Raw genomic sequence first — 22,702 nt, 5'->3', positions numbered from 1 at the left:
GATCCTAACTAGGTGAAGCTAGGAAGATTGCTACTTCTTGGTGGCCTTCTTGGCGGCCGGCTTCTTGGCGACGGCCTTCTTGACGGCCGGCTTCTTGGCGACGGCCTTCTTGGGGGCGGCCTTCTTGGCGACGACCTTCTTGGGGGCGGCCTTCTTGGCGACGACCTTCTTGGGGGCGGCCTTCTTGGCGACGGCCTTCTTGGGGGCGGCCTTCTTGGCGACGGCCTTCTTGGGGGCGGCCTTCTTGGCGACGGCCTTCTTGGGGGCGGCCTTCTTCACGGCGGCCTTCTTCACGGCGGCCTTCTTGGGGGCGGCCTTCTTCACGGCAGGCTTCTTGGCGGCGGGCTTCTTGGCCGCGGGCTTCTTCGCCGCAGGCTTCTTGGCGGCGGGCTTCTTCGCCGCAGGCTTCTTGGGGGCAGCCTTCTTGGCGGCCGGCTTCTTGGCGGGGACCGGCTCGGCGGCCGTTTCGACGGGAGTGCTGGTCTCGTCGGGCTGATTGATGTGTTCCATTGGGAACTCCTTTTTGCCCTTGCGGGCGGGTTGGGGGGATTGGGTGGTTGAATGTGGTTTGCCGGTAGTGACCGAACCACCCGCCTTCGTGTTGTCGCTTTCCACGACTCCCGTCGCGGCCTTGGCGGGCCTGGTGCCCTTGGCCGCGGGGCCTTGCTGCGCTTCCTGCTTGCCCTTGGTCTTGACGGGCTTCTTGATCACCTCGACACCGGCCAGGATCTGCGCCAGTCGCTTGCCGGGATAGAACTCATCCAGCAGGGCGTCCCCGACGATGACGCCATGTACTCCCATGCCTTCCAGCTGCTGGATCTGCTGGAGGGTACAGACGCCGGCTTCCAGGATTCGCAGGCATCTGCTCTGGGGGACCTTCTTCATCAGGGAGAGCGCCTCCTCCCACCGGGGCTCCCATGTGTCGAGGTCACGGCCCAGTACACACACGATATCGGCATCGGCCTCAAGGGCCCGCTTCAGGTCGGCCTCGCTGGCCACCTCCACGATCACGTCCAGGCTCTTGGCCCGGGCGAGCTTCGAGAGGGCCGCGAGCCGCTCCGGCTCCAGGAGGGCGGCCATGAGCATCACGGCGTCGGCCCCCAGGATCTTGCTCTCCTCGATCTGGTACTCCTCGAAGATGAAGTCGTGGCGGATCAGGGGCACCTTCACGGCGGACCGCACCTCGGAGAGGTGCTTGTCCTCGCCGAAGAAGAGGAAGCGGTCCGTGGCCACCGAGATGGCCCTGGCGCCGTTCTCCACGAGGCTCTTGGCGTGGGTGGAGGCCCTGTAGGCCTCCCGCACCTGGCCCCGGAGAGGGTTGCCTCCGGCGGTCTCGGCGATGATGGAAATGCCCGGCTGGCTCAGCTCCTCCTTGAGGGAGTGGTGCCCCTTGTAGGCGTCCTTCACCGCTGCAGGACCTTTTTGCTTTTTGATCTCGATGTCCAGCGCCTTAAATATCTGGACTTTTTTCAGCATTTACAACCCCCGGATCTCATCGCTTCCAGACACGTTTTTGTACCAGGAGCCTCATGAGAATGTTCTTACTACAAACCACTAAACCAGCGTTCCTAAAGAGGTCAACAGAATTGTGAATTCTTTTCGCAATTGCGCCCGGGATTTTTTCATCGAAGGACCGTTTTCGGAATCGCTCCGGATGCCCCAAACTAGGGGCATACAGGAGCGCACCCATGGAAGCCACCGTCCTCGACCACCCACTTTGCGATCACAAGATCTCTCTGCTGAGGGACCGGAAGACCCCTGGAATCCTCTTCCGGCGGGTCCTCGAGGAGCTCGGCCTCATCCTCGCGGTGGAGTGTACGCGCCATCTGCCGACCGAGCCCGTCGCCGTAGAGACGCCCCTGGAGCGGACCCAGGGGCGCCGCCTCACCTCCCTCGACCCGGTGGTGGTACCCGTCCTCCGCGCCGGCCTCGGGCTGCTGCCCCCCTTCCTCCAGCTCCTGCCCACCGCGAAAGTGGGGCACCTCGGCCTCTACCGGGACCACGACTCCCTGGTGCCCGTGCCCTACTACCGCAACTTCCCCCCCCTCCTGGACCAGCGGTACGTCTTCATCCTGGACCCCATGCTCGCCACGGGCGGCAGCGCCTCCGAGGCCGTGAGGCAGCTGAAGGTCGCCGGCGCCGAACGCATCACCCTCGCCTCGGTGCTCGCGGCGCCCGAGGGCGTGGCCCGGCTCCAGCAGGACCACCCCGACATCCGCATCTTCGTGGCGGCCCTCGACCGGGAACTCAACGACAAGGCCTACATCCTCCCGGGCCTGGGCGACGCGGGGGACCGGCTCTTCGGGACGCTCTAAGGGCCCTGGGGCGTTTCCGGGGCCCCTCCCCCGGGGCGGGACCGCCGGAGGCCTCCTGGCCCCCTCCCGGGCGCCGGGCGCGGCCTTCCTGCCGCGCGGGTGGGGCGGGGTCAGGACCGGAGTGGGGCGGGGTCAGGACCCGGAGCGGGGCGGGGCCGCGGGCTTGTACCCGCTCAGGGCCCGGGCGCCCTTGCTCCGGGCCAGGAGCTCCTCCCGCACGGCCCCGCGGATGGCGTTGAGGTGGTTCACCCGGGTCTCCAGGCTCCGGCCCAGCTCCTGGGCCCGGAGGAGGATCCCGGGCCACTGGGGGCCCTTCTCGGCGGCCGCGAGGGCCTCCTTGAAACCCGCGTGCCACGCGGCGACCCGGTCCGGGTCCGGGTCGTCCACGAGTTCGGCGAGGAGCCGTTCCAGGTCATCCAGCGAGGCCATGACCCGGGCGTCGCTCATCCCACCATGCCCTGGGGGGCCAGGCCGCCCTGCTGGGAGGTGCCCTGGCGCTGGTCCAGTTCGGCCCAGGCGGCCTTCATCTCGGCGATCTGGCGCTCCAGGACCTCAAGGCGCTCGGCCTGGTTCTTCTGGCTGGCGTCGAAGAGCTCCTTCAGCCACCAGTCGTAGATGCGGGTGAGGTTCGTGACCAGTTCCCCGCCGCCTTCGTGGTCGAGCCGGATGGCCAGTTCCTCCACGATGGAGGACACCCGGTTCACCATGCGGGCCCGGGTGGCGATGTCCCGCCTGCGGATGGCCGCCACCGCCTGGATGAGGAACTTCTGGGCCCCCTCCAGGAGCATGAACATGATGTGCTCGGGTGTGGCGCCATTGATCTGCTGCATCAGGTACTGGTTGGCGGCCGCGCCGCCGTAGTTCGGGTTCATCGGGTGCCCCCACGGGAAATGTCCGGCCGGCGAAGCATTCTACATCCCCGAGAGGCTCTGGCCGGCCGCGTTCAACTGCCCGACGGTGGTCTCGAGGTTGGCATAGAGCTTCTGCAGGCTGGCCTTGCTCCGGGCCAGGTAGTCCTGCTGCTGGAGGATCTGCTGGGAAAGCGTGTAGTTGGACGCGCTCAGATCCTGCATGAGGCCGCCGATGTTGCCGGGCGTCAGGGACGTGAGGCTGGAGTTGAGGTCCTGGACCAGCCGGGAAATGCCGGTGGACACCGTGAGGGTGCCCGAGGCGCCGTCGGAGGCCTTGACCGAAAGGCCCTCCAGGGAGGTGCCGGTGAGGCCGTAGAAGTAGCCGTTGGTGCTGGTGAGGGTGTTGGTTTCCGTGGAGCCGTCGGCCTTCTGGTTCTGGAAGGTGCCGGTGAGGACCCCGTTCACGGTGGCCACGGAGTACGAAATGGGGGATTTCGTGGTGGCGCTGCCGGAACCGATGAAGGTCAGGAGGGGGCTGGTGGAGGTGGCGGAATTGGCGAAGATGTTGGAGACGGCGTGGGGGTCCTTGGTGAGGGCGGCCTTGAAGGCCGTGGTGTCCAGGCTGATGGTGCCGTCCTGGTTCGTCTTGAGGCCCACCCCGGCGGCGGTGGTGAAGGTGGCGGAGGCGGGAAGGCCCGAGGGGGCCCCCATGAGGGCGCTGGAAACCTGGCTGACCATTTGCCGCACGGCCATGTCCATGTTGAACACGCCCTTGGTGTACGAACCGTCCTCGTTCTGGGTGAAGTTGGTCTTGGACTTGTAGTCCTTATAGAAGGTGTTGAACTTGTCCACCACGTCCTGCATGGCCTTGGTGGCGGCGTCCTGGTCCTGGGTCACCGTGAGGGTGGTGGTCTTGGTGAGGTCCGTCTGGGCCTGGTTCAGGTTGAAGGTGACCCCCTGCACCGCGTCGCTCACGGAATTGGAGGACCGGCGCAGCTCCACCCCGTTGAGGATGAAGTCGGAATTGGTGGCGGCCTGGGACGAGGAGGTCCCCGCCCCCAGGGTGCTGCCGGTGGGGGCGGTGAAGGAGAACGTGGTGGCCCCGGAGGCCCCCTGGCCGGTGTTATTGGCGCTGAGCACCAGCTGGCTGCTGCCGTCGGCGCCGGTCTGGATGACCGCGGCGTTGACGTTGATGGCCGTGCCGTTGGCGTCCTTGGCGTTGTTGATGGCGTCCGCGAGGCCCGAAAGGCTGTTGTTGGAGGCCCCGATGGTCACGGTGAAGGCCTTGCCGTCCATGTCGGTGAGGGTGTAGTCCCCCATCCCGATGGCCGCGTTGGGCTGCATGGTGGTGGGCATGACGAGCCGGGCCCGGGTGGCCAGGCTCTTGACGATGAGGTCGTACTGGCCCGGGGCGGCCCCGCTGGCCGTGGCGGTGACGTAGGCGCCGGTCGAATCGGAGCTGGCCACCTTGTTGCCCTGGAACCCGGTGGTCCCCAGGGTGTCGAGGGCGATGGAAAGGCTGGTGAGGTCCGTGGAGAGGGTCTGGAGGGCCGTGCTCTTGGTGTTGTTCACGGCCTGCTGGGTCTGCATCCGCACCATCGGCTGGCTTTGCTGATTGATGATGGCGGCGATGAGCTGGTCGGTGGGCAGGTTGGTGGACAAGCCCTGGAAACTGATCGCGGATGTCATCGAGCCCTCCTTCCCGGACGCGCGGCAAAAACTGCTGCGTCAGAGACTCTTATCAAGAAGAATGCCAGAGTGCGACTGCTGCTCGGCCATGCGGAGGGTGCGGGCCTGCTGGACCACCTCTTCGGGCGGGAGCTGCCGGATGACCTTGTTGGTGACCGGGTTGACGACCCTGAAGATGACGATTCCGGCCTGGTAGTCGGGCTGGAACTGGAGGTTCGAGGGCAGGCTCTTCAGGTAGGACTGGAAGGCCTCCGCCGCCTGCTCCATGGTCATTTCCGGGTTCACCTGCTTGTTGGATAACCCGCTGGCGGGGGAGAGGTCCAGCTTCGTGGCCTCCTGGGAGGTCTGCGCCGCCTCCTGGATGGCCTTGCTGGTGGCCGTGGAGATGGTGGCCGGGGCGCTGGGCACAACCTTGGCCGCCCCCTGGACGGAATCCGCCTGGGCCGCCACGTAGACCGCGGCGGGAGGGCTCGAGCCCTGGCTCCCGGCGGCACTGATGGGATCTGACATGGATTCCTCCTGGATTTCCATGGGCATGGGAGGAGGACCTCGCGGCCCTCCCCCCATGCTAGTTATCCTATGGAGTCAGATGCTACTGAAGGAGGGCCAGGATCTGCTGGGAGCTCTGGTTGGACTTCGCCAGGGCGCTCGTTCCGGACTGGTTGAGGATCTGGAACTTGGTGAGGTTGACCACTTCGTCGGCGATGTTGGCGTCCATGATCTGGCTGCTGGCGGCGGTGAAGTTCTGCACCTGGACGCCGAGGATGTCCGAGGTGGCGCTCAGCTGGGCTTCGTTGGCGCCGATGGAGGCCCGCATGCTGCTCACGGATTCCAGGGCGGAGGCCAGCTTGGTGACGACGTTGCCCGCGTTGGTGGAGGAGGTCAGGGAGTCGGTGCTGGCGACGAGGCCCAGGGCCGAGTCGGTGGCGGTGGAGACGGCGCCCAGGGAGACCGTGAGGGAACCGTAGTCGCCGGCCTGGACGCTGACGGTGGTCGGCGTGGCGGTGGAGCTGAAGATCGCCTGGCCGTTGAACTTGGTGTTGGTGCCGATGTTGGACATCGTCTTGATGATGTTCTGGAACTCCGCGTCCAGGTTGGCGCGGTTGGAGTCGCTGATGGTGCCGGTCTGGGCCTGCTGGGCAAGCTGGGAGGCGCGGGTCAGCAGCTGGGTGACGGAGTCCAGGGCGCCGTCGGCGACCTGCAGGTAGGAGACGCCGTCGTTGGCGTTGCGCTGGGCCTGGGTGGCGATCTTGATGTCGGCGCTCAGCTTGTTGCCGATGGCCAGACCCGCGGCGTCGTCGGAAGCCTTGTTGATGCGCTTGCCGGTGGTGAGACGCTCGATGGTCTGCTGGAGGTTGCTTCCGGTGATGCCCAGCTGGCGGCTGGCGTTCATGGCGGCAACGTTGTTAAGAATGGAAGTCATGGCATCCTCCGTGATGCTGATGGCGGCATCCGTGCCGCCGGGTTTTAGGGCTCGGGGGTATCCCCGCAAGGTTCTATTCGGCCCCGGGGGCCTGGACCTTTAGTAATTAATTCCGCTTCCGGGGAAGAATTCCCTTGCTCCCTAGATAATGGATGGCCGTCAGGATTTTTCCGGCCTTCCCAGGATGGAGCGGAACCGGCCCAGGAGGCCCTTGGGCGGCGCCTGGGCCGGGACGTCGGTCTCCCGGGCGTCCAGGTCCACATCGGGCGGGACGGTGATGCAGGGGTCCAGTTCCAGGGCCTTGCGGTAGCAGGCGGCGGCGTTGGCCTCGAAGCCCTTGCGGTGGTAGAGCTCGCCCATGGAGGCCCAGGGCGCGGCGGCCCGGGGGCGGAGCTTGGAGGCGGTCTGGAGGGCGTCGATGGACCGGGTGGACCAGGCGGGGTTGGCCAGGCGGAGCTGGCCGAGCATCAGCCACGCGTCGTAGGCCACGTCCAGATCGGGCTCCAGCTGCACGGCCTGCTCAAGGGTGCGGATGGCCTCCACGGTGCGGTCCATGAGGACCTGCTGGCGCGCCTTGCGCACGAGGCTCTTGGCCCGGGCGGGACCTTCCAGGGGCAGGGGCGGCGGCGGGGGCGGGACGTAGGCGGGCACCTCCTTCTGGAAAGGGGATTCCGCCGGCTGCACCGGGAGCGGCTGCTGGAAGGGGGAGGTGGCCTGGAAGGGGGAGGGCGGGGGGGTGGGGGCCTGCGCGGCGAAGGGGTCCGGCCGCGCGAAGGGGTCCGGGCGCGGGCCCGGTGGCCTGGGGGCCTCGGGCCGGGGCGGCGGGGGCTGGTCCTCGTAGGGCGCGGCGAGGCCGTACGGGTCCTCGGCGGGCGGCGGGAGGGAGGGATTGGGCTCGGGTTCCAGTTCCAGGAACTCCGGGTGCAGGGCGGCCCGGTCCAGGGGGATGGGGGGCTCCAGGGGAGGCGGCACGTGGATGCGGGCGTGTCCGCCGTCCGGAGGGAAGATGAGGGGGAACTCCTTGGGGCCCTTGCGGGGAAGGGGCGGCATGGGCAGGTGGGGGGTGACGGGGGTCGGGGGCGGCGCTTCCTCCGGCTCCTGGCCGGATACCGACGGCAGCTTCCCCCCGCACAGGGCCAGGGCGCCCAGGGCCCACAGGGTGATGATGAAGCGGCCCGCGGCCTCCTCCTCCAGGTTGCTGAGGGAGCGGAAGGTCTCGAAGCTGATGGGGTCGGCGCCCAGGAAGGAGAGCGCGTAGGCGGTGCCGGGGGTGAGGGGCAGGTCGCTGAGGCTCTCCACCAGGTCGTTTCGGCCCTCCCAGCGCCAGTCCTGCTCCCGCTCGAGGATCGTCAGGAGATCCATGAGGTAGTGGGATTCCTGGAAGGTGTTCCAGATGAAGTGGCGGTGCTGGAGCTTGAAGTGCAGGTCCTGTTCGAGCCGCTTTTCCATGGCCCCGGCGTGCCAGGTCCACGCCAGCACCGGATGCTCCAGGGCGTGGATCATGATCTGCTCCTGCAGGGCCTGCAGGTGGAGATCCCGCTCCTCCAGGTTCATCATGCCCCACTGGATGACCTTCTCCCCGATGCGGTACCGTTCGTCGTTGGCCAGCAGCTCGTTGAGGGAGGCCAGGTCCAGGATCCCCTGGCGGAGAAGGTAGTTGCCGAACTGCTCGCCGGCCGCGTCGCTCTTGAGGTGGATCAGCTCCCCCCGGCTGATGAAGAGGGTGCGCACCCCGTCGTTGTGCTCGAGGATGAGTTCCCCGCTCACGCCCTCCTGGCGCATGGCGCCCATGAGGACGGGCAGGTTCTTGAGGGCCTCAGTCACAGCATCTCCGGTGGTGAAATTACGTCATTATAGGCAAGGTCGGCTGCCGGAGCGTCCAGATTTGAACACAACAGTTATTATTGATGGTGATGGTGGCATCCTCCCGAAGGGCCATCCAGGAAAAGGTTGGTGAGATCCCTTGGAAGGTGGCCATTGAAACGCACGGGAAGGACCCCAACCCCGCTGGAGGACCGGCTGGGCTACGTGTTCCGGGACGAGGCGCTGCTGCGCACGGCGCTGACCCCGCCCTCCTCCGGGCTCACGCCGGACAACCAGCGGCTGGAGTTCCTGGGGGATTCCATCCTGGACCTGTGCGTCTCCCTCCTGGCGTACCGGGAGCACCCCACCTGGCCCGAGGGCTCCCTCTCCAAGCTGCGCGGGCTCCTGGTGTGCACGGACGCCCTCCATGCCTGGGCCGGGGACCTGGGGGTGGCCCTGGAAACCGGGCCCCGGTCCCCCCGCAAGGGCGGAGCCAACCTGCGCAACGCCCTGGCGGACGCCATGGAGGCCCTCCTGGCGGCCGTGTTCCTGGATCTCCAGGCGTCGGGCTTCACGGCCCTGGACGGGGTCCTGGCCATCGTCGAGCGCCGCTTCCTGGAGGAGATCCGGGCGGCCTACCTGGGCATCTGGGAATCCAAGGACCACAAGACGACCCTCCAGGAGCGGGGGGCGGCGCTGGGACTGCCTCCGCCGCAGTACGAGCTGGTGGAGCGCCTGGGCCCCGACCACGCCCCCTCCTTCACGGTGCGCGCCGGGATGGGCGGATTCGAGGCGGTGGGCCGGGCGGGAACCCTCAAGCGGGCCCAGATGGAGGCGGCGCGCCTCCTGCTCGCCGCCCTGCCCCCGGGGGCCAAGCCACCTTCTTGAAGCGGTCCGCATCGGTTACCATCACCAAGATGGATTGAGGATTGAACACCCCTTGAAGATCCTGCCGACAGTGAACATCCAGAATGGACGCGCGGTCCCCATCGTGGGGGAGGGCGAGGGTGCGGAGCTCCTGCCCCTGGTGGCCTTCCTCCTGGACCAGGGCTGCCACCGCCTGGCCCTGGTGGACGTGGACGCGGCCCGGGGGCACGGCAACAACCGGGACGCCATCGCCAAGGCCATCGCGAAATTCCACGCGGGCCGCCCCAAGGTCTGCATCCAGGTGGGCGGGGGCATCCGCAGTTCCGACCAGGCCCAGTTCTTCCTGGACCAGGGCGCCACCTGGCTGGCGGTGGGGACCATCCTCCAGCGCTCCCCGGTCATGGTGGAGCAGCTGCTGGCGCGGTTCCGGGAACACCTCACCGCCGCGGTGGACGCGCGCGGGGGGGAGATCCTCCCTTCGGGCTGGGGCGGGGCCAGCGGGGAGCGTCCCGAGGCCGCGGGCCGGCGCATCGGGGACTTCGGCTTCAAGCGCCTCCTCTTCCTGGATCTGCCCGTGGTCCAGCCCGTGCAGCCGGATTTCGCCACCGCCCGCACCCTGGCCCAGGGTTCGCGCCTGGCCATTTGGATGGGCGGCAGCATCCAGTCCTCCGCCCACCTGGCCCAGGCCCGGGAGGTGGCCGGGATCCAGGGCGTGGCCATCGACGGCCTCCTCCTCCGGGGCGACGCGGCCCTCACGGCAAGCCTGGCCCTCCCCGGCTGCTGAGGAGGGGCTGTGGCGGAGCCCGAGGCACCCTTCGTCCTGAGCCTTCCGGAACCGGACCGGATCCATTTCCGGAACCTCGCCCTCATCCGGCCCCAGATGCCCTCGGAGCGGCAGCTGGAACTCATCGAAAGCCTTTCCCGCAACCTCTCCAGCGCCCGGCTCCTCACGCTCATCGCCCGGACCCCCCACTGGCTCGTGCACGCGCCGGTGCTCCATGCCCTGGCCGGCAACGAGAGCACCCCGGAGCCCATCCGCCGGGACCTGGAAATGGCGGTCTCCCTCTTCGACCTCATGCGGGAGATGGAGCGCGCCCCCGAGGGCGTAAAGACCGAGCGGGCGGAATCCATCAAGGCCATCTACCAGGATCTGCCCCCGGACCTCAAACCCATCGTCAAGCAACTGGCCAAGCAGCTCGCCAAGTCCGTGAACGCCTCGGGCACGACCCTGGAAATGCCTCCCCTGCCGCCCGCCGATGCGGACTGGGAGGCCCTCACCCTGCCCCCCCAGGGCCGGGGGCCCGCGCACCTGCCCTACCGGGTCCCCAAGCAGGACCGCGCCACCGCGGCGGAAGCCACCCTCATCCAGGAGGACCTGGGCAAGTACCTCGCGGACGAGGAATCCGACGTGCGATCCGCGGCCCTGCGGAACCCGGCCCTTTCGGAGGAGATCCTCCTGGCCCGCCTGGCGGGGGCCGACGGGGACCTCCTGGAGGAGGTGTACCAGGAGGCGCGGTGGTACTTCAAGGACGCGGTGCGGGAAGCCCTGTGGGAGTCCCCCTGGTGCCCGGGACCCATGGGCCGGAAGATGGGGGGCACCCGGGACCTGGTGGCGCTCCTGGAGCGGGGCGGCCAGAACCGCCGGCACCTCCACCGCATCGTGAGCCTGTTCAGCCAGACGGAGGAATCGGAGTACCAGTACCTGACCTTCTGGGCCAAGCGCCGGGCGCCCGCCATGCTGCGGGTCATCAAGGTCTTCTTCGACCGGCTCCAGCGGCGGCGGACAAACCAGGCCAGCGGACTCTCCTCCATGCCGTCCGAGGGGCGGTGGGTTTCGCTGGAGGAGCGCGTGTTCATGGCCAACCAGGCCACCCAGCCGGACCAGATCCTGGCGGCCCTGCGGGACCCGGACCCCCAGGTCTTCGCCGTGGCCCTGGAGAACCCCGGCCTCACGGCCCGGGAACTCATCGCGGTCATTCCCCAGATGGACGGCATCCGCGCGGAGCGGCTGGCCTTCAGCCGCACCTGGAGCGCCTATCCTTCGGTGCGGGAGGCCCTCCTGCACAACGTGAACCTGGGCGAGGACACCGCCCTGGGCCTGCTGCGCAGCCTGGAGGGCCCCCCCCGGGTGCTGCTGGAGGTGCTCCGGGACCAGCGGGTGCCCCATCTGTCCGTGAAGAAGGCCGCCCTGGACATGCTCCGGGCGGGCTACGAGCAGATGACCATCCCCCAGCGCATCGTGGCCCTGCGGGGCTCGGGCGGGGAACTCATGCGCCACCTGCCGGCGGAGATCCTCAAGGACGAGGACACCCTGCGCCTGCTGGTGGCCGACCGGCAACTGGATCCCACCATCCTCCTGCGCCTGGCCCGGAACAAACTGACGCCGCGGCCCATCCTTGAACTCATCGCCGGTCATGCCGCCCTCATGGCCCACCCGGCCGTCATGACCGAACTCCTGCTGAACCCCAAGACCCCCCGGGAGGCCTCCACCCGCATCTGGGCCCTCCTTTCGGACAGCGAACAGCAGCACCTCCTCAGGAGCCCGCACCTGCCCATGGCCCTGCGGGCCCTGGCCGACTAAGCTTTTGCCCCGGTTGAGCGTAGCCAAGACGAACGGAGAGTCCATGAACCTGCCCCGCCGCATCCTCGGTGCCACCCTGGGCGGAGCCGCGGTCCTGGCCCTGGCGCTCGCCTGCGGGCGGCAGCGCTCCACGGCGCCGGATTGGGTGGGGTCGGCCCCGGCGGGCACGGTGGTGGCCATGTCCGGGCAGGCCGGTTGGCTCCTGGAGCAGCGGAGCTTCCAGACCTACCTCGCGAAGTTCCCCTACGCGGACCAGACCCTGGACCTTTTCCTCAAGAAGGCCCGCATCGACCCCCACCTGGAATCCGGCCGCATCAACTTCTATGTGCTCAGCTTTCCCGACGGCAGGACCCCGCCGGACTTCCTCATCCAGCTGGGCGGGTTCAAGGACCAGCGGGCCGTCCAGATGGCCATCACCGAGGCCTTCCCCGCCGAAGGCTCCCTGCCGGTGCGGAAGAAGGAGCTGCCCGTCTACGTCATCCTGGACGTGAACCAGTTCCATATCCGCGCCGTGGCGGATCCGGGCGGACGCATCTGGCTGGGGGACCTGCGCTCCCTGGCCCGCCTGGACTCCGGCACCTTCCCGCCCCGCCACCCGGTTCTGGGCGCCACGGAATGGATCAATGCCCGGGCCCCCTTCCAGGGATTCATCCAGACCCGGCCCATGCTGGAGGGTCTCTCGGGCAGCGTTCCGCCGGAGCTGGCCCGGAACCTTCCCCAGGGCATCGATGCCCTGGCCTGGAGCGTGACCCCGGGCGACGTGGGCAGGAACGGCCTCCACCGCTTCGAATTGTCCATCACGGGGTCCCCCGAGGGCGTGGTGCAGGTGGCCCCCTGGGTCCAGCGCTTCGTGGCCGTCGCCTCCACCCTGCAGGGCGGGCAGGCGGGCCAGGCCCCGGAGATCCTCCAGGAGCGCAAGCGCATCGGCCTGCGCTGCCAGCTGACCGGTGAGCAGATCAACCAGGCCCTGGCCCGCCTTTCCCAGCCCGGCCTCTCCGGCCTCGTGCACCGGCCATGACCGAGGCGGTCCTGGAGGAGCGCGCTCCGGAATACTGGATGATGCGCCTCAAGGCCGGCGAGGAGGAGGCCCTGGCCCATCTCATGGCCCGCTTCGAGAAGCCGGTCTTCGCCTTCCTGTACCGCCGGCTGGCGGGGGAGACGGGGGTCGTGCAGGAGCTCACCCAGGATGTTTTCCTGAAATGTCTCCAGCATTGTCAACGATTCGAGGAAGGTCGCCCGGTCGCTGCGTGGATTTTCACCCTGGCGGCTAATGCGGCGACGGACCATCTCCGTAAACGGGGTCGGGAGCTACCCCCGCCCGAGACCTTTGATGCTCCAGACCCCCACCAGCCCGCCCCCTGGGACACGGTGGACCAGAGCCGGCGGATCCGGAGCCTGCGCCAGGCCCTGGAGGGCCTGACTCCGCGCCAGCGCTCCATGGTCGTGGCCTACTACGTCCACGAGCACCCCGTGAAACGCATCGCGGACGACCTGGGCTGCGCCGAGGGCACCGTGAAGGCGACCCTGTTCCAAAGCCTTGCCAAATTGAGAAAGAACCTGGATGTGACCCATGAATCCCGAACCTGAGTTCCTGAGCGAAGAGAAGGCCTTCGAGATCCTCGAACGGCCCGAGCTCTGGCCCGACGACCCGGAAACCCAGGCCCGTCTGGCCAGCCTCCTGGAAATCCACCTGGCCCTCCTGGCGGAGGGCGTCGTGGACCCCGCCGCCGGGAATCCGCCCGCCCCCGTGCCCCTCCTCCGGCGCTTCCCCTGGCTCATGACCGCGGCGGCGGCCGTGCTGGTGGCCCTGCCCCTGGCGTACCACACCGTGAACGCCCGGGAACGGGCCCTGGTGGCCAAGGACCAGGCCCGCATCCAGAACCTCGCCCAGAAGCGGGCCCAGGACCGGCTCTGGGCCGCCTTCTTCCAGCAGTCCTCCACCCTGATCCAGGACTTCACGAAGAATCCCCAGACCTGCGAACGGAAGAACACCGAGGACCGGGCCGCCGAACGTGAGATCGCCCTGGCCCTGCTGCAGTCCAGCCACGGCCTTTCCACCCAGCTGGCCCCGGCCCCCGAGGCCGAGGCGGTGCGGGAGGATCTGCACGCCTGGCTCCGGGAGCTCTCCCTGGAGGACCCCTGCATGGACCCGCAGCGGGCCCAGGAGTTGAGGCAGTGGGCGGATGCCCACAACCTGGAGGATGAAGCCCAGCGGCTGAGCCGGCTGCTCAAGGGAGGGTCGATTTGATTCCGCCGGTCTTCACCTGGGCCCTGCTGGCCGCGCCCGCCCCCGAACCCATCGTGGTGGAGGTGGCGGTGCGGGAGGCCCCGGCCGACGCGCTCCTGCGCGAAGCCAAGAACCTGAGGTACGCCCAGCGGTGGTTCGAGGCCGCGGCGGCGTACCGGAAGTTCCTGGCGGTGTACGGGGGTTCCCCCCGGGCGCCCGAGGCGCGGTTCTGGCTGGCCGCATCCCTGGAATCCGACCAGCGGTGGGACGAGGCCGCCGAGGCCTACACCGCCTTCCTGCAATCCCACCCCGACCAGCGGCTCCTGGGCAAGGAGGCCCGCATGAACCGGGTGCGGTGCTGGGGCATCCGCCAGGGACAGGACTCCCGGGCCACGGCGGGCCTCCTGGAAGCCCTGAGGGATCCGTCCCTGGACGTGCAGGTGGCCGCCGCCTTGCAGCTGGCCAAGGTGTGCGACCCCCGCGCGGCCGAGGGCCTGCGCAAGGGCCTCCAGGTGCCGGGCTACGCCGACGCCTGCGCCTCGGCCCTCTCCGGCATGGGCCTGAAGGCCGTGGCCCGCCCGGACCGGCAGGCGCGCTTCCTGGTCATCCGCATCCGGGAGGCCGGCAAGCCCGACACGGTCACCATCCGGCTGGCCCTGAGCCTGGCCCGGGCCGTGGGGAACTACCTCACCGACGCCCAGATCCGCCAGGCCCGGTCCAAGGGGTTCGATCTGGAAAGCATCACGGACCAGGCCGCCATCCTGCCCAAAGGGAGCGTGCTCCTGTCCGTGGACGACGCCAAGAGCAGCGTGCAGGTGACGGTGGAGTAGGGCTGGTAGAGTGGATGGATGCAGAATTTCACCCGGTTCTACCGCGAACATCTGAAGCGTTTCCTGCCCCTGATGGTGGGGGGTTCCCTGCTGCTGACCCTGGCGGGTTCCTGCCAGGGGGCCATGATCGGGATCACCAACCTGATCTTCTCCATGCTCATGGGCGTCAAGGAAGAGGCCTCCGCGGGGGGGCCCCGCATCCAGGTGCTGGCGGACCTCAAGGCCTGGGCCCTGGCCCACCTGCCGGGCCCCGCCACCTTCCAGGAGAAGACCTGGCTTCTGCCGGCCCTCCTGGTGCTCGTCTTCATTCTCAAGGGCATTTTCACGTACAGCGGCACCCTGCTCATGGTGCGTTCGGGCATCCGGGCCACCATTTCCCTGCGGGAGCGGCTCTTCGCCAAGCTCCTGAGGCAGGAGCCGGCCTACTTCCAGCGGCACCCGGTGGGCGAGCTGCTCCAGCGCTGCATCAGCGACGTGGGGGCGGTGCAGGGCATCGCGTCCAACCAGCTGGCGGACGCCACCCGGGAGATCACCCAGGCCCTGGTGATGCTGGGGACGGTGATGTACCTCAACTGGCGGCTCAGCCTCACCATCTTCATCGCCGGGCCCCTGGTGGTCCTGCCCATCAAGAAGCTCAGCCAGAAGATCCGCAAGATCAACCACCGGAACATGGAGGCCTCCAGCCACGTGCTCCAGCGGCTCAAGGAGGTCTTCAGCAATATCCGGGTGGTGCTGGGCTTCGCCCGGGAGCCCTTCGAGGAGGCCCGGTTCCACGACCTGAACAACGAGCTGTTCCGGCTGGGCATGAAGTCCGCCCGGGTGTCGGCCATCTCCCACCCCATCATGGAACTGGTGGGGGGCCTGCTCCTGGCCGTCCTCTTCCTGTACGCCACCGGCCAGGTGCGGTCGGGGCAGATGAGCGGCCCCGGCTTCCTTACCTACGTGCTGGCCCTTTACAGCTTCTACGATCCCATCCGGCGCCTAACCAAGCTCAACAGCGATATCCAGGTGGCCCAGGCCAGCCTGGACCGGGTGTACAGCGTGCTGGACCGGGAAACGGAAATGGCCGCCCCGGCCGACCCCCGGCCGGTTCCGGCGCTGCCCGAGCGCCTGGCCTTCGAGGACGTGCGCTTCACGTACGAGGGCCGGAAGGGCCGCAACGAAGTGCTCAAGGGCATCAACCTCCAGGTGGCCCGGGGCGAGACCGTGGCCCTGGTGGGGGGCTCCGGCGGCGGCAAGACCACCGTGGTCAACCTGGTGCCCCGCTTCTTCGACCCCACCGGGGGACGGGTGACCCTGGACGGCACGGACCTCCGGGACTTCGATCCGCGGGAGCTGCGCCAGCGCATCGGCATCGTCACCCAGGAGACCCTGCTGTTCATGGATTCCGTGCACGACAACATCGCCTACGGCCGGGAGGCCTCCCGGGAGGCGGTGGTGGAGGCCGCGAAGAAGGCCCACGCCCACGAATTCATCACGTCCCTGCCCAGGGGCTACGACACCCCCCTGGCCGAGACGGGCTCGACCCTGTCGGGGGGCCAGCGCCAGCGCCTGGCCATCGCCCGGGCCCTGCTCCAGGATCCCCCCATCCTCATCCTGGACGAGGCCACCAGCGCCCTGGACACGGAAAGCGAACGGGCGGTGCAGGACGCCCTGGAAGTGCTCATGCGCGACCGCACCACCCTCGTCATCGCCCACCGCCTCTCCACCATCCAGCGGGCCACCCGCATCTGCGTCCTGCGCCAGGGGGAGATCGCCGAAATGGGCACCCACGAGGAACTGCTGGCCCGCCATGGGGAGTACGAGCGGCTCTACACCCTGCAATTCCACGCATGAAGCGCGCGGACTTCCACTTCGACCTTCCCCCGGAGCTCATCGCCCAGCACCCGGCGGCGGACCGGGACGGGGCGCGGCTCCTGGTGGCGGATCCGGTGACCCGGACCCTCCAGCACCGCTCCATCCGGGATCTGCCCGGTCTGGTGCCGGAGGGAACCCTCTGCATCCCCAACGATGTGAAGGTGCGCCATGCCCGGCTGCCCCTGCGGCGCGCCGGGGGCGGCGAGGGGGAGGCCCTGCTGCTGCGGGCCCTTCCGGGGGGCTGCTTCGAGGCCCTGGTGCGCCCCGGGGCGCGCCTGAAGCCCGGCAAGGCCGCCCAGGTGGTGGACGCGGCGGGAAACGTGCTGGCGGAGGTGCGCGTGGAGGAGGCCCTGGACGAAGGCCTGCGCCGGGTGCGGGTCCTGGGGCCCCAGGGGGCCGAACTGGACTGGGACGCGGTGGACGCCATCGGGCGCCTGCCCCTGCCGCCCTACATCACCCACCCCGCGGACGCCGAGGACGAGGGCCGCTACCAGACGGTCTTCCACGCCCGGGAAGGGGAGGCCGTGGCCGCGCCCACCGCGGGCCTGCACTTCACCGACGGGCTCATCGGCGCCCTGGGCGCCCGGGGCTGCCTGTGGAGCCCCGTGCGGCTCCACGTGGGCCTGGGCACCTTCCGCCCCATGACCGCCGAGGACCTGGGCGACCACGTCATGCACGAGGAGCGCTACGAGATCCCCGAAGCCACCGCGGCCCTGCTGGAACCGGTGCTGCGGGAACGCTCCCGGCCCCTGCTGGCGGTGGGCACCACCAGCCTGCGCACCCTGGAGGCCGCCTGGGACGGCGCGAGCCTCCGGCGCGCCGGGTCCACCCGCATCTTCATCCAGCCCGGGTACCGGCTGCGCACCGCGGACCAGCTGCTCACGAACTTCCACCTGCCCGAAAGCACCCTGTTCGTGCTGGTTTCCGCGCTGCTGGGGGTCGACTTCGCCCAGGAGGCCTACCGGGAGGCCATCCGGGAGCGCTACCGCTTCTTCAGCTACGGGGATGCGATGCTCATCCGGAATGCGGGAAAATTCGTTTAACTTTTGGAATTAAACGAGTTTTATTGGTTTTTGCACATATCCATGGCAAACCGGCGTGCCGGACGAGCTAGGATGGATGTGGAAGAGGTGAAATTCATGGATATCATGAACACCGTGAACGCCCTGGATACCAAGGCTCGCCGGGTATGGGTGGAATCGGGACGCATCCTGCTTGAAACCGAAGACGGCCGCACGGTTGCCGTGCCCGTTTCCACCTACCCCCAGCTGGCCTGGGGCAAGGACGAGGACCTGAAGAAGGTGAGGCTCCTGGGTGGGGGGAAGATGATCCACTGGCCCCGGCTGGAGGAGGCCCTGCGGCCCTCCGATCTCCTGAGGGACGGGAAGGTCTGCTAGCCAACCCCAAGGCAGACCTCATCCCCTTTCATCCCCTGCATCGGCGTTCATCCCCGTTCCAGCAGGGCCATGGCCGGGATGGGTAGGGGGACCCGGTTCGTGGCTGCGCCTACCCATTCCATCGCCGGCCCTGCTGAAACGGGGATGAACGCCGATGCAAGGGATGAAAGGGGATGGATCCACCCGGTATGGACCCCTTCATCCCGGTCAAGCGCCGTCTCCGGTTTGCCGGCGGCCCCTAGTAATCGCGCGTTTCCGGCATCGCCCCCTCCTGGGTGCACACGTAGGCCGATAGCCGGGCGGCGCGACGGTGCGCGGTGGGGAGGTCCTGGCCCTGGACCAGGCCCGAGACCAGGGCGGCGGTGAACGCGTCGCCGGCGCCCACGGTGTCCACCACCTCGACGGGGGCGCCCGGTTCCTCCAGGCGGCCCTCGGCGGTCTGGAGCACGCTGCCCCGGGAGCCCAGGGTGAGGGCCACCAGCTTGAGGCCGTAGCGGCGGCGGAGCTCCTCCAGGGGGTCCCCGCCGGCGCCGCACATGTCGGCCACCTGGGGCAGTTCGTCCTCGTTGAGTTTGAGCACGTCGCAGCATTTCAGGAAGGCGCGGACCCGCTCGGGGGTGTGGTAGTCCTGGCGGAGGTTCACGTCGAAGATGCGAAGGCAGCCGGGGGGGGCGGCCTCCAGGAAGCGGCGCACGGTTTCCAGGGTGCGGGGGCCCCGGGAGGCCAGGGTGCCGAAGCAGATGGCGGAGGCCCCGGCGGCCGCTTCGGCCAGGGCGGGGGTCCATTCCAGGGCGTCCCAGGCCACGTCCGGGTGGATGGCGTAGGTGGGGTGGCCGTGGGGGTCCAGGGTGACGGTCACGGTGCCCGTGGGGAGGCGGGGGTCCACCTGCACGGCTCCGGATTCCACGCCCAGGTCGGAAAGGCGCCGCAGGGCCTCCCGGCCCAGGGGGTCGTCCCCCACGCGGCTCACCACGGCGCCGGCGCAGCCCAGGCGGGAGGCGTGGTAGGCGAAGTTGGCGGGGGCCCCGCCCAGGCGGCGGCCTCCGGGGTAGATGTCCCACAGCAGCTCGCCGATGCCGACGACCCGCGGTGCCATCACAGGTAGTCCATGAACTGGTGCAGGACGGGGATCTTGTGGCGCTTGCCCTTGCAGGCCTGCAGCACGGAGGTGACGGACATGGCCAGGCACCACATGAGCCACACGGGCAGGAAGAACCTCAGGAACACCCAGCCCAGGAGGGGGAAGAGCCCCATGATGGCCAGGGCCAGGGCCAGGCTCACCTCGGTGAAGGCCAGCAGCACGCCCTGGCGGGAATGCCACAGCAGCTCCTCGTCGTCCCGGCGGCGCAGGTAGGGGAGGAAGGCCCAGGGACCGGCGTAGCAGAGGATGAGATCCCTCAGGCGGTCGCCCGTGTAAAGGGGGGCTGGGGACTCAAGGGACACGCGCGGACCTCCGGTCTTAAAATAGCATCAGCACGGCCACGCAGGCCATGAGGATGGCGAAGGCCCGGCGGAGCCTGGGGGCGTTCAGGCGAGTGGCGATGCGGGCCCCGCCGTAGGCGCCGCACAGGAAGCCCACGGCCACCCCGCCCATGATGAGCCAGGGCAGGCCGCCCTGGTGCCGGGCGTAGACCAGGACGCCGGGCAGGCCGATGGGGGCGAGCATGAAGGCCAGGCACGCCGCCTGGGCCTCGTGCTGGGAGAGGTCCAGGCTCCACACCAGGAAGGGGATGATGACGATGCCGCCGCCGATGCCCAGGAGCCCCGAAAGGGTGCCCGCGGCGAGGCCGATGCCCAGGCCGGGCAGGAGCATCTCCCGGGCCGAGGGCACCCGGGTCTCCCGGCCCGCCGCCGCCGGCTTCTGGAACCAGGTGCGCAGGGCCAGGATGGCCAGGAAGACCCCGAACACCGTGCGCAGGGGCCCGTCGGGGATGTGGGAGGCGAGCCGGGCCCCGGCCCACACGCCGGGAAGGAAGGCGGCGGTGAGGAAGACCACCAGGGGCCAGTGGATGCGGATGCCCTGCTTCCGGAAGTGGAGCACCGCGGGAAGGCCGTTGGGCAGGAGCATGGCCGCCAGGGTCACCCCCTGCGCCTGGTGCTGGGACAGGCCCAGCAGGAGCCCCAGCATGGGGATGAGGATGATGCCCCCGCCGATGCCGAAAAGGCCCGAAAGGATGCCGCCGCAGAGCCCCGCGGCCAGGGATCCCGCAGCCATGACCCAGGTTCCCGCCATGCGAATGCCTCCTTGACCACTCTAAAGGAGGGCCGGTCATGTTCCAATGGGGGGGATTGGATTGAACGCCCCATGCAGATCAAGTTCTCCGAAGATGTGATTCTCGACAGCCGCCGCGCCATCCTGATGCCCCGCCAGGAGACCCTGGTCATCGCCGACCTGTTCCTGGGCCTGGGCGCCGGGCGGAGGAAGCGCCCCGATGCCTTGCCCAATGGCCAGCAGCACGAGATCTGGGAGCGCCTCCTGGGCCTCCTGGAGGAGTTCAAGCCCAAGCGGGTGGCCATCCTGGGCGATATCAAGCCCAACCAGGGCCACCTGGAGGAGGACGAGGCCGAGGAGCTGCGCCTCCTCTTCCGCAAGCTGGGCGTCCACGGCCGGGAGGTGATCCAGGTGGTGGGCCACCCCGAGCGCAGCTGGGGTCCCTCCCTGGAAGGCACCGGCATCCAGCCCATGGACACCTACCGGGTGGGCATGAACACCCTCATGCACCGCCGGCGGATCTTCGTGTACCCCCGCCACGATCCGCCCACGGGCTTCTGGATCAACGGGGGCCTGCACCCCCTGTTCGCCGTGCCCATGGCCGGCCCCGACCACCAGGAGGAATGGCTGCGCTACCCCGCTTTCCTCTACACGGGCTTCGCCCTGGTGATGCCCTCCTTCGTGTCCTACGCCCAGGGCTGGGAAGTGATGCAGCCCGAGCGCCTCCCCAAGCAGGCCCGGGCCTGGAAGGTGGTGGGGGACAACCTCCTGGCGCCCCTGTCCCTGCCGGACCTGCCCTCCCCGCCGGAGAGCCAGAAGCTGATCACGAGGCCCCCCTCCCGGGGCAAACACCGGGAGAACCGGCACGAGGAGGGCTGAGCCGACCTCAGGGCCAGGGAGTGGACGGGGTGATGCGCTCCAACTGGAGGAGGGCATCCCATTCCTCCTTTGCGAAGGCCGGCAGGAGGTAGAGCTCCGGCGCGGCGGGGTCGAAGTCCAGGGGGATGGAGCGCAGGCCCTGGGGGGACCGCAGCCAGGGATCGGCCGGCGCGGTCCGGAGGTCCAGGAGGAGGCAGGGGCGGTGGAGGCTCGCGAGCGCTTCGTTCAGGGTCGCGCGCGCCTCGGGCCCCACCTCGAAGGGAAGCCAGGCGGGATGGGCCCGGGAGCTTTCCAGGGCCAGGAACCCTCCCCGGTGGAAGGTCAGGCCCACCGGAATGTAAGCCTCGCCAAGCTCCTTGCCCAGGTGCCAGCCCAGGGTGGGCCAGCCCATGGGATCCCGGAGGGTCCGGGCCACATGGCCGCCGTGGGCGAAAAGAAGCACCCGCCCGCCCGGGCCATCCTCCCCCAGGACCCAGCGGACATTTTCGGCCATGGCCTGTTCCCGGGCCCGGGACCCCTGGGTCCGGTCCAGGGCCAGGGGGATGAACTGCTCCAGGGCCACCAGCACCCGATGCTGGTCCGCGAGGGTCCGGGGGTTCGCGGCCGGGGGTGATCCCGGCGCGTCCAGGCGCCGGCGGAGGCGTTCCAGCGCGGCCCGCCAGCGCCGGGCCCGGGCCGCATCCCCGGGGAAGGTGAGCTCCCCGGCTCCGCCCAGGTCCGCCAGGTCCTTGTGGAGGATCGCTGCCGCGTCGGGGTCGTGCCGCCGGTAGAAGGCGGCGGCGTGGCGGTAGGCGGAACCCGGATCCGCCATGTCGATGCCGTGGATCCGGAAGCGGGAGCGGGGCCCCCGGCCTTCGTTGAAGCGCCGCAGCCACCGGAGGAATTCCCGGATCTCCCCGGTGCGGTAGGCCAGGGGAAGCGCCTCCCGGGGCTCCGGACCCCGGCCCTGGACGTAGGCGTCCACCGGGAACCCATTGGCGATGGGCATCTCCAGGGCAATGGCCCCGGTTTCGCCCCGGGCCGCCCATTGTTGGACCACCCGGTGGAGGAGCTGCCGGAACTCATCGGATCCATGGGTCATTTCCCCCAGGGCCAGCACGGTGCCGGGGCGGAGCGCCCCCGCCAGCGGCTCCAGGCTGCCGGGTTCCGCGGGGTCCAGGTTCACCGCCCGGGCCCGGAGCCACCGCAAGGTCGCCCGCCCGGCCTTCACGGGTTCCGGCAGGAGGACGGCGTCCTGGATCCGGGTTCCGGGCCCGACGTCCACCCAGCGGCCCGGGAGGAACCATCCCTTGGCCCAGGGAAAGAAGAAGTAGGTCCCGGGGGGCACCGCGATGCGGTAGCGCCCGGAAAGGATGGGGGCCAGGCGCACCGAGGTGGCGTTCAAACGCGGATCCTGGAGGGGCGGCAGGAGGCCGAGGAGGCCGTGAACGGGCCGCCCTTCCCCGTCCCGGATCTCCCCCTGCACCCAGGCTTCGCCGCGCCGGAGCCGGAGGGGAAAGGGCAGGGCGCAGGTGGATCCGGCATCCACGGAAACCCGGCACACCTCGGGTCCGGTGCACCAGGGATGGCTCACCGCGACGGCGTGCGAGCCGGGCCGCACCTTGATGCGAAACCGGCCCCGCCGATCCGTCCTTCGCCAGATCACCTTCTCGATTTCCCCCCATGGTTTGAGGGGATCGATCGGGATGACCGCCACGGTGGCCTCCGCCTCAGGCTTTCCATCGGGGTCCAGGACGTGACCAGCGACGATTCCGGGCCCGGGGCCGCAGGC

Annotated in this window: 23 protein-coding genes; 12 read left to right on the top strand and 11 right to left on the bottom strand. The window is 69.2% G+C overall.

The features are described from left to right. Nucleotides 1-30: 30 nt before the first annotated feature. Nucleotides 31-1,476 (bottom strand): indole-3-glycerol phosphate synthase TrpC, encoded by a 1,446-nt coding sequence (locus R2J76_RS21195; protein WP_316413661.1) that lies wholly within the window; start codon nt 1,474-1,476, stop codon nt 31-33. 212 nt (nt 1,477-1,688) lie between these two features. Between R2J76_RS21195 and upp the strand changes: the two genes are divergently transcribed. After that, nucleotides 1,689-2,315 carry a uracil phosphoribosyltransferase gene (upp, locus tag R2J76_RS21190; protein WP_316413660.1) on the top strand — a complete coding sequence of 209 codons (627 nt, stop codon included), beginning with the start codon at nt 1,689-1,691 and terminating at the stop codon, nt 2,313-2,315. Between the two features lie 132 nt (nt 2,316-2,447). Here the strand turns inward: upp and R2J76_RS21185 are convergent, their stop codons facing one another. The 6 genes from R2J76_RS21185 to R2J76_RS21160 form a co-directional block, all read right to left on the bottom strand. Continuing rightward, nucleotides 2,448-2,762: a hypothetical protein gene (locus R2J76_RS21185; RefSeq protein ID WP_316413659.1), complete on the bottom strand. Its 315-nt coding sequence runs from the start codon at nt 2,760-2,762 to the stop codon at nt 2,448-2,450. After that, nucleotides 2,759-3,187 (bottom strand): flagellar export chaperone FliS, encoded by a 429-nt coding sequence (gene fliS, locus R2J76_RS21180; RefSeq protein WP_316413658.1) that lies wholly within the window; start codon nt 3,185-3,187, stop codon nt 2,759-2,761. Before fliS ends, R2J76_RS21185 begins: the two co-directional genes overlap by 4 nt. A gap of 39 nt (nt 3,188-3,226) precedes the next feature. After that, nucleotides 3,227-4,855, bottom strand: coding sequence for a flagellar filament capping protein FliD (gene fliD / locus R2J76_RS21175; protein ID WP_316413657.1), 1,629 nt, complete (start codon nt 4,853-4,855; stop codon nt 3,227-3,229). A 39-nt stretch (nt 4,856-4,894) separates the two neighbouring features. Further along, nucleotides 4,895-5,365, bottom strand: a complete 471-nt coding sequence (locus R2J76_RS21170) for a flagellar protein FlaG (RefSeq protein WP_316413656.1) — start codon at nt 5,363-5,365, stop codon at nt 4,895-4,897. 82 nt (nt 5,366-5,447) lie between these two features. Then, nucleotides 5,448-6,278, bottom strand: coding sequence for a flagellin (locus R2J76_RS21165; RefSeq protein ID WP_316413655.1), 831 nt, complete (start codon nt 6,276-6,278; stop codon nt 5,448-5,450). Nucleotides 6,279-6,437: 159 nt separating this feature from the next. After that, nucleotides 6,438-8,102, bottom strand: coding sequence for a tetratricopeptide repeat protein (locus R2J76_RS21160; RefSeq protein ID WP_316413654.1), 1,665 nt, complete (start codon nt 8,100-8,102; stop codon nt 6,438-6,440). Nucleotides 8,103-8,255: 153 nt separating this feature from the next. Between R2J76_RS21160 and R2J76_RS21155 the strand changes: the two genes are divergently transcribed. From R2J76_RS21155 to R2J76_RS21110, 10 genes are all read left to right on the top strand, one after another. Next, on the top strand, nt 8,256-8,969 hold the full coding sequence (locus tag R2J76_RS21155) for a ribonuclease III family protein (RefSeq protein ID WP_316413653.1): 714 nt from the start codon (nt 8,256-8,258) through the stop codon (nt 8,967-8,969). Nucleotides 8,970-9,021: 52 nt separating this feature from the next. Then, the gene (locus R2J76_RS21150) at nt 9,022-9,732 is read left to right on the top strand and encodes a HisA/HisF-related TIM barrel protein (RefSeq protein WP_316413652.1); all 711 of its coding nucleotides are present in this window, start codon (nt 9,022-9,024) and stop codon (nt 9,730-9,732) included. A 9-nt stretch (nt 9,733-9,741) separates the two neighbouring features. Next, nucleotides 9,742-11,529 (top strand): hypothetical protein, encoded by a 1,788-nt coding sequence (locus tag R2J76_RS21145; protein ID WP_316413651.1) that lies wholly within the window; start codon nt 9,742-9,744, stop codon nt 11,527-11,529. Between the two features lie 43 nt (nt 11,530-11,572). After that, on the top strand, nt 11,573-12,547 hold the full coding sequence (locus tag R2J76_RS21140) for a hypothetical protein (protein ID WP_316413650.1): 975 nt from the start codon (nt 11,573-11,575) through the stop codon (nt 12,545-12,547). Further along, nucleotides 12,544-13,116: an RNA polymerase sigma factor gene (locus R2J76_RS21135; protein ID WP_316413649.1), complete on the top strand. Its 573-nt coding sequence runs from the start codon at nt 12,544-12,546 to the stop codon at nt 13,114-13,116. The genes R2J76_RS21140 and R2J76_RS21135 overlap by 4 nt, the downstream gene beginning before the upstream one ends. After that, nucleotides 13,100-13,777: a hypothetical protein gene (locus R2J76_RS21130; RefSeq protein WP_316413648.1), complete on the top strand. Its 678-nt coding sequence runs from the start codon at nt 13,100-13,102 to the stop codon at nt 13,775-13,777. The genes R2J76_RS21135 and R2J76_RS21130 overlap by 17 nt, the downstream gene beginning before the upstream one ends. Then, the gene (locus tag R2J76_RS21125; RefSeq protein WP_316413647.1) at nt 13,774-14,586 is read left to right on the top strand and encodes a tetratricopeptide repeat protein; all 813 of its coding nucleotides are present in this window, start codon (nt 13,774-13,776) and stop codon (nt 14,584-14,586) included. The genes R2J76_RS21130 and R2J76_RS21125 overlap by 4 nt, the downstream gene beginning before the upstream one ends. 18 nt (nt 14,587-14,604) lie before the next feature. Further along, nucleotides 14,605-16,422: an ABC transporter ATP-binding protein gene (locus R2J76_RS21120; RefSeq protein ID WP_316413646.1), complete on the top strand. Its 1,818-nt coding sequence runs from the start codon at nt 14,605-14,607 to the stop codon at nt 16,420-16,422. Then, nucleotides 16,419-17,486 (top strand): tRNA preQ1(34) S-adenosylmethionine ribosyltransferase-isomerase QueA, encoded by a 1,068-nt coding sequence (gene queA, locus R2J76_RS21115; RefSeq protein WP_316413645.1) that lies wholly within the window; start codon nt 16,419-16,421, stop codon nt 17,484-17,486. The genes R2J76_RS21120 and queA overlap by 4 nt, the downstream gene beginning before the upstream one ends. A gap of 96 nt (nt 17,487-17,582) precedes the next feature. Beyond that, the gene (locus tag R2J76_RS21110) at nt 17,583-17,840 is read left to right on the top strand and encodes a DUF2442 domain-containing protein (protein ID WP_316413644.1); all 258 of its coding nucleotides are present in this window, start codon (nt 17,583-17,585) and stop codon (nt 17,838-17,840) included. Between the two features lie 238 nt (nt 17,841-18,078). On the opposite strand, the gene R2J76_RS21105 is transcribed toward R2J76_RS21110, so the two are convergent. From R2J76_RS21105 to R2J76_RS21095, 3 genes are read right to left on the bottom strand one after another with little or no spacing between them, the layout of a single operon-like run. After that, a complete protein-coding gene (locus tag R2J76_RS21105) occupies nt 18,079-18,936 on the bottom strand; it encodes a carbohydrate kinase family protein (protein WP_316413643.1) in 858 nt (285 codons plus the stop codon). Then, nucleotides 18,936-19,283: a hypothetical protein gene (locus R2J76_RS21100; protein ID WP_316413642.1), complete on the bottom strand. Its 348-nt coding sequence runs from the start codon at nt 19,281-19,283 to the stop codon at nt 18,936-18,938. Before R2J76_RS21100 ends, R2J76_RS21105 begins: the two co-directional genes overlap by 1 nt. A gap of 16 nt (nt 19,284-19,299) precedes the next feature. Further along, the gene (locus R2J76_RS21095; protein ID WP_316413641.1) at nt 19,300-20,073 is read right to left on the bottom strand and encodes a sulfite exporter TauE/SafE family protein; all 774 of its coding nucleotides are present in this window, start codon (nt 20,071-20,073) and stop codon (nt 19,300-19,302) included. Between the two features lie 72 nt (nt 20,074-20,145). Here R2J76_RS21095 and R2J76_RS21090 point away from each other — a divergent pair, with 72 nt between their 5' ends. Next, nucleotides 20,146-20,931, top strand: coding sequence for a metallophosphoesterase family protein (locus R2J76_RS21090; protein WP_316413640.1), 786 nt, complete (start codon nt 20,146-20,148; stop codon nt 20,929-20,931). A 7-nt stretch (nt 20,932-20,938) separates the two neighbouring features. Here R2J76_RS21090 and R2J76_RS21085 read toward each other — a convergent pair whose 3' ends face one another. Next, nucleotides 20,939-22,576: an erythromycin esterase family protein gene (locus tag R2J76_RS21085; RefSeq protein WP_316413639.1), complete on the bottom strand. Its 1,638-nt coding sequence runs from the start codon at nt 22,574-22,576 to the stop codon at nt 20,939-20,941. Nucleotides 22,577-22,702 lie beyond the last annotated feature (126 nt).

This window comes from Mesoterricola silvestris, from assembly GCF_030295405.1.
Classification (GTDB): Bacteria; Acidobacteriota; Holophagae; order Holophagales; family Holophagaceae; genus Mesoterricola; species Mesoterricola silvestris.
Note: the sequence above shows the minus strand (reverse complement) of the source record. Positions and strands in the feature narration are given on the sequence as shown.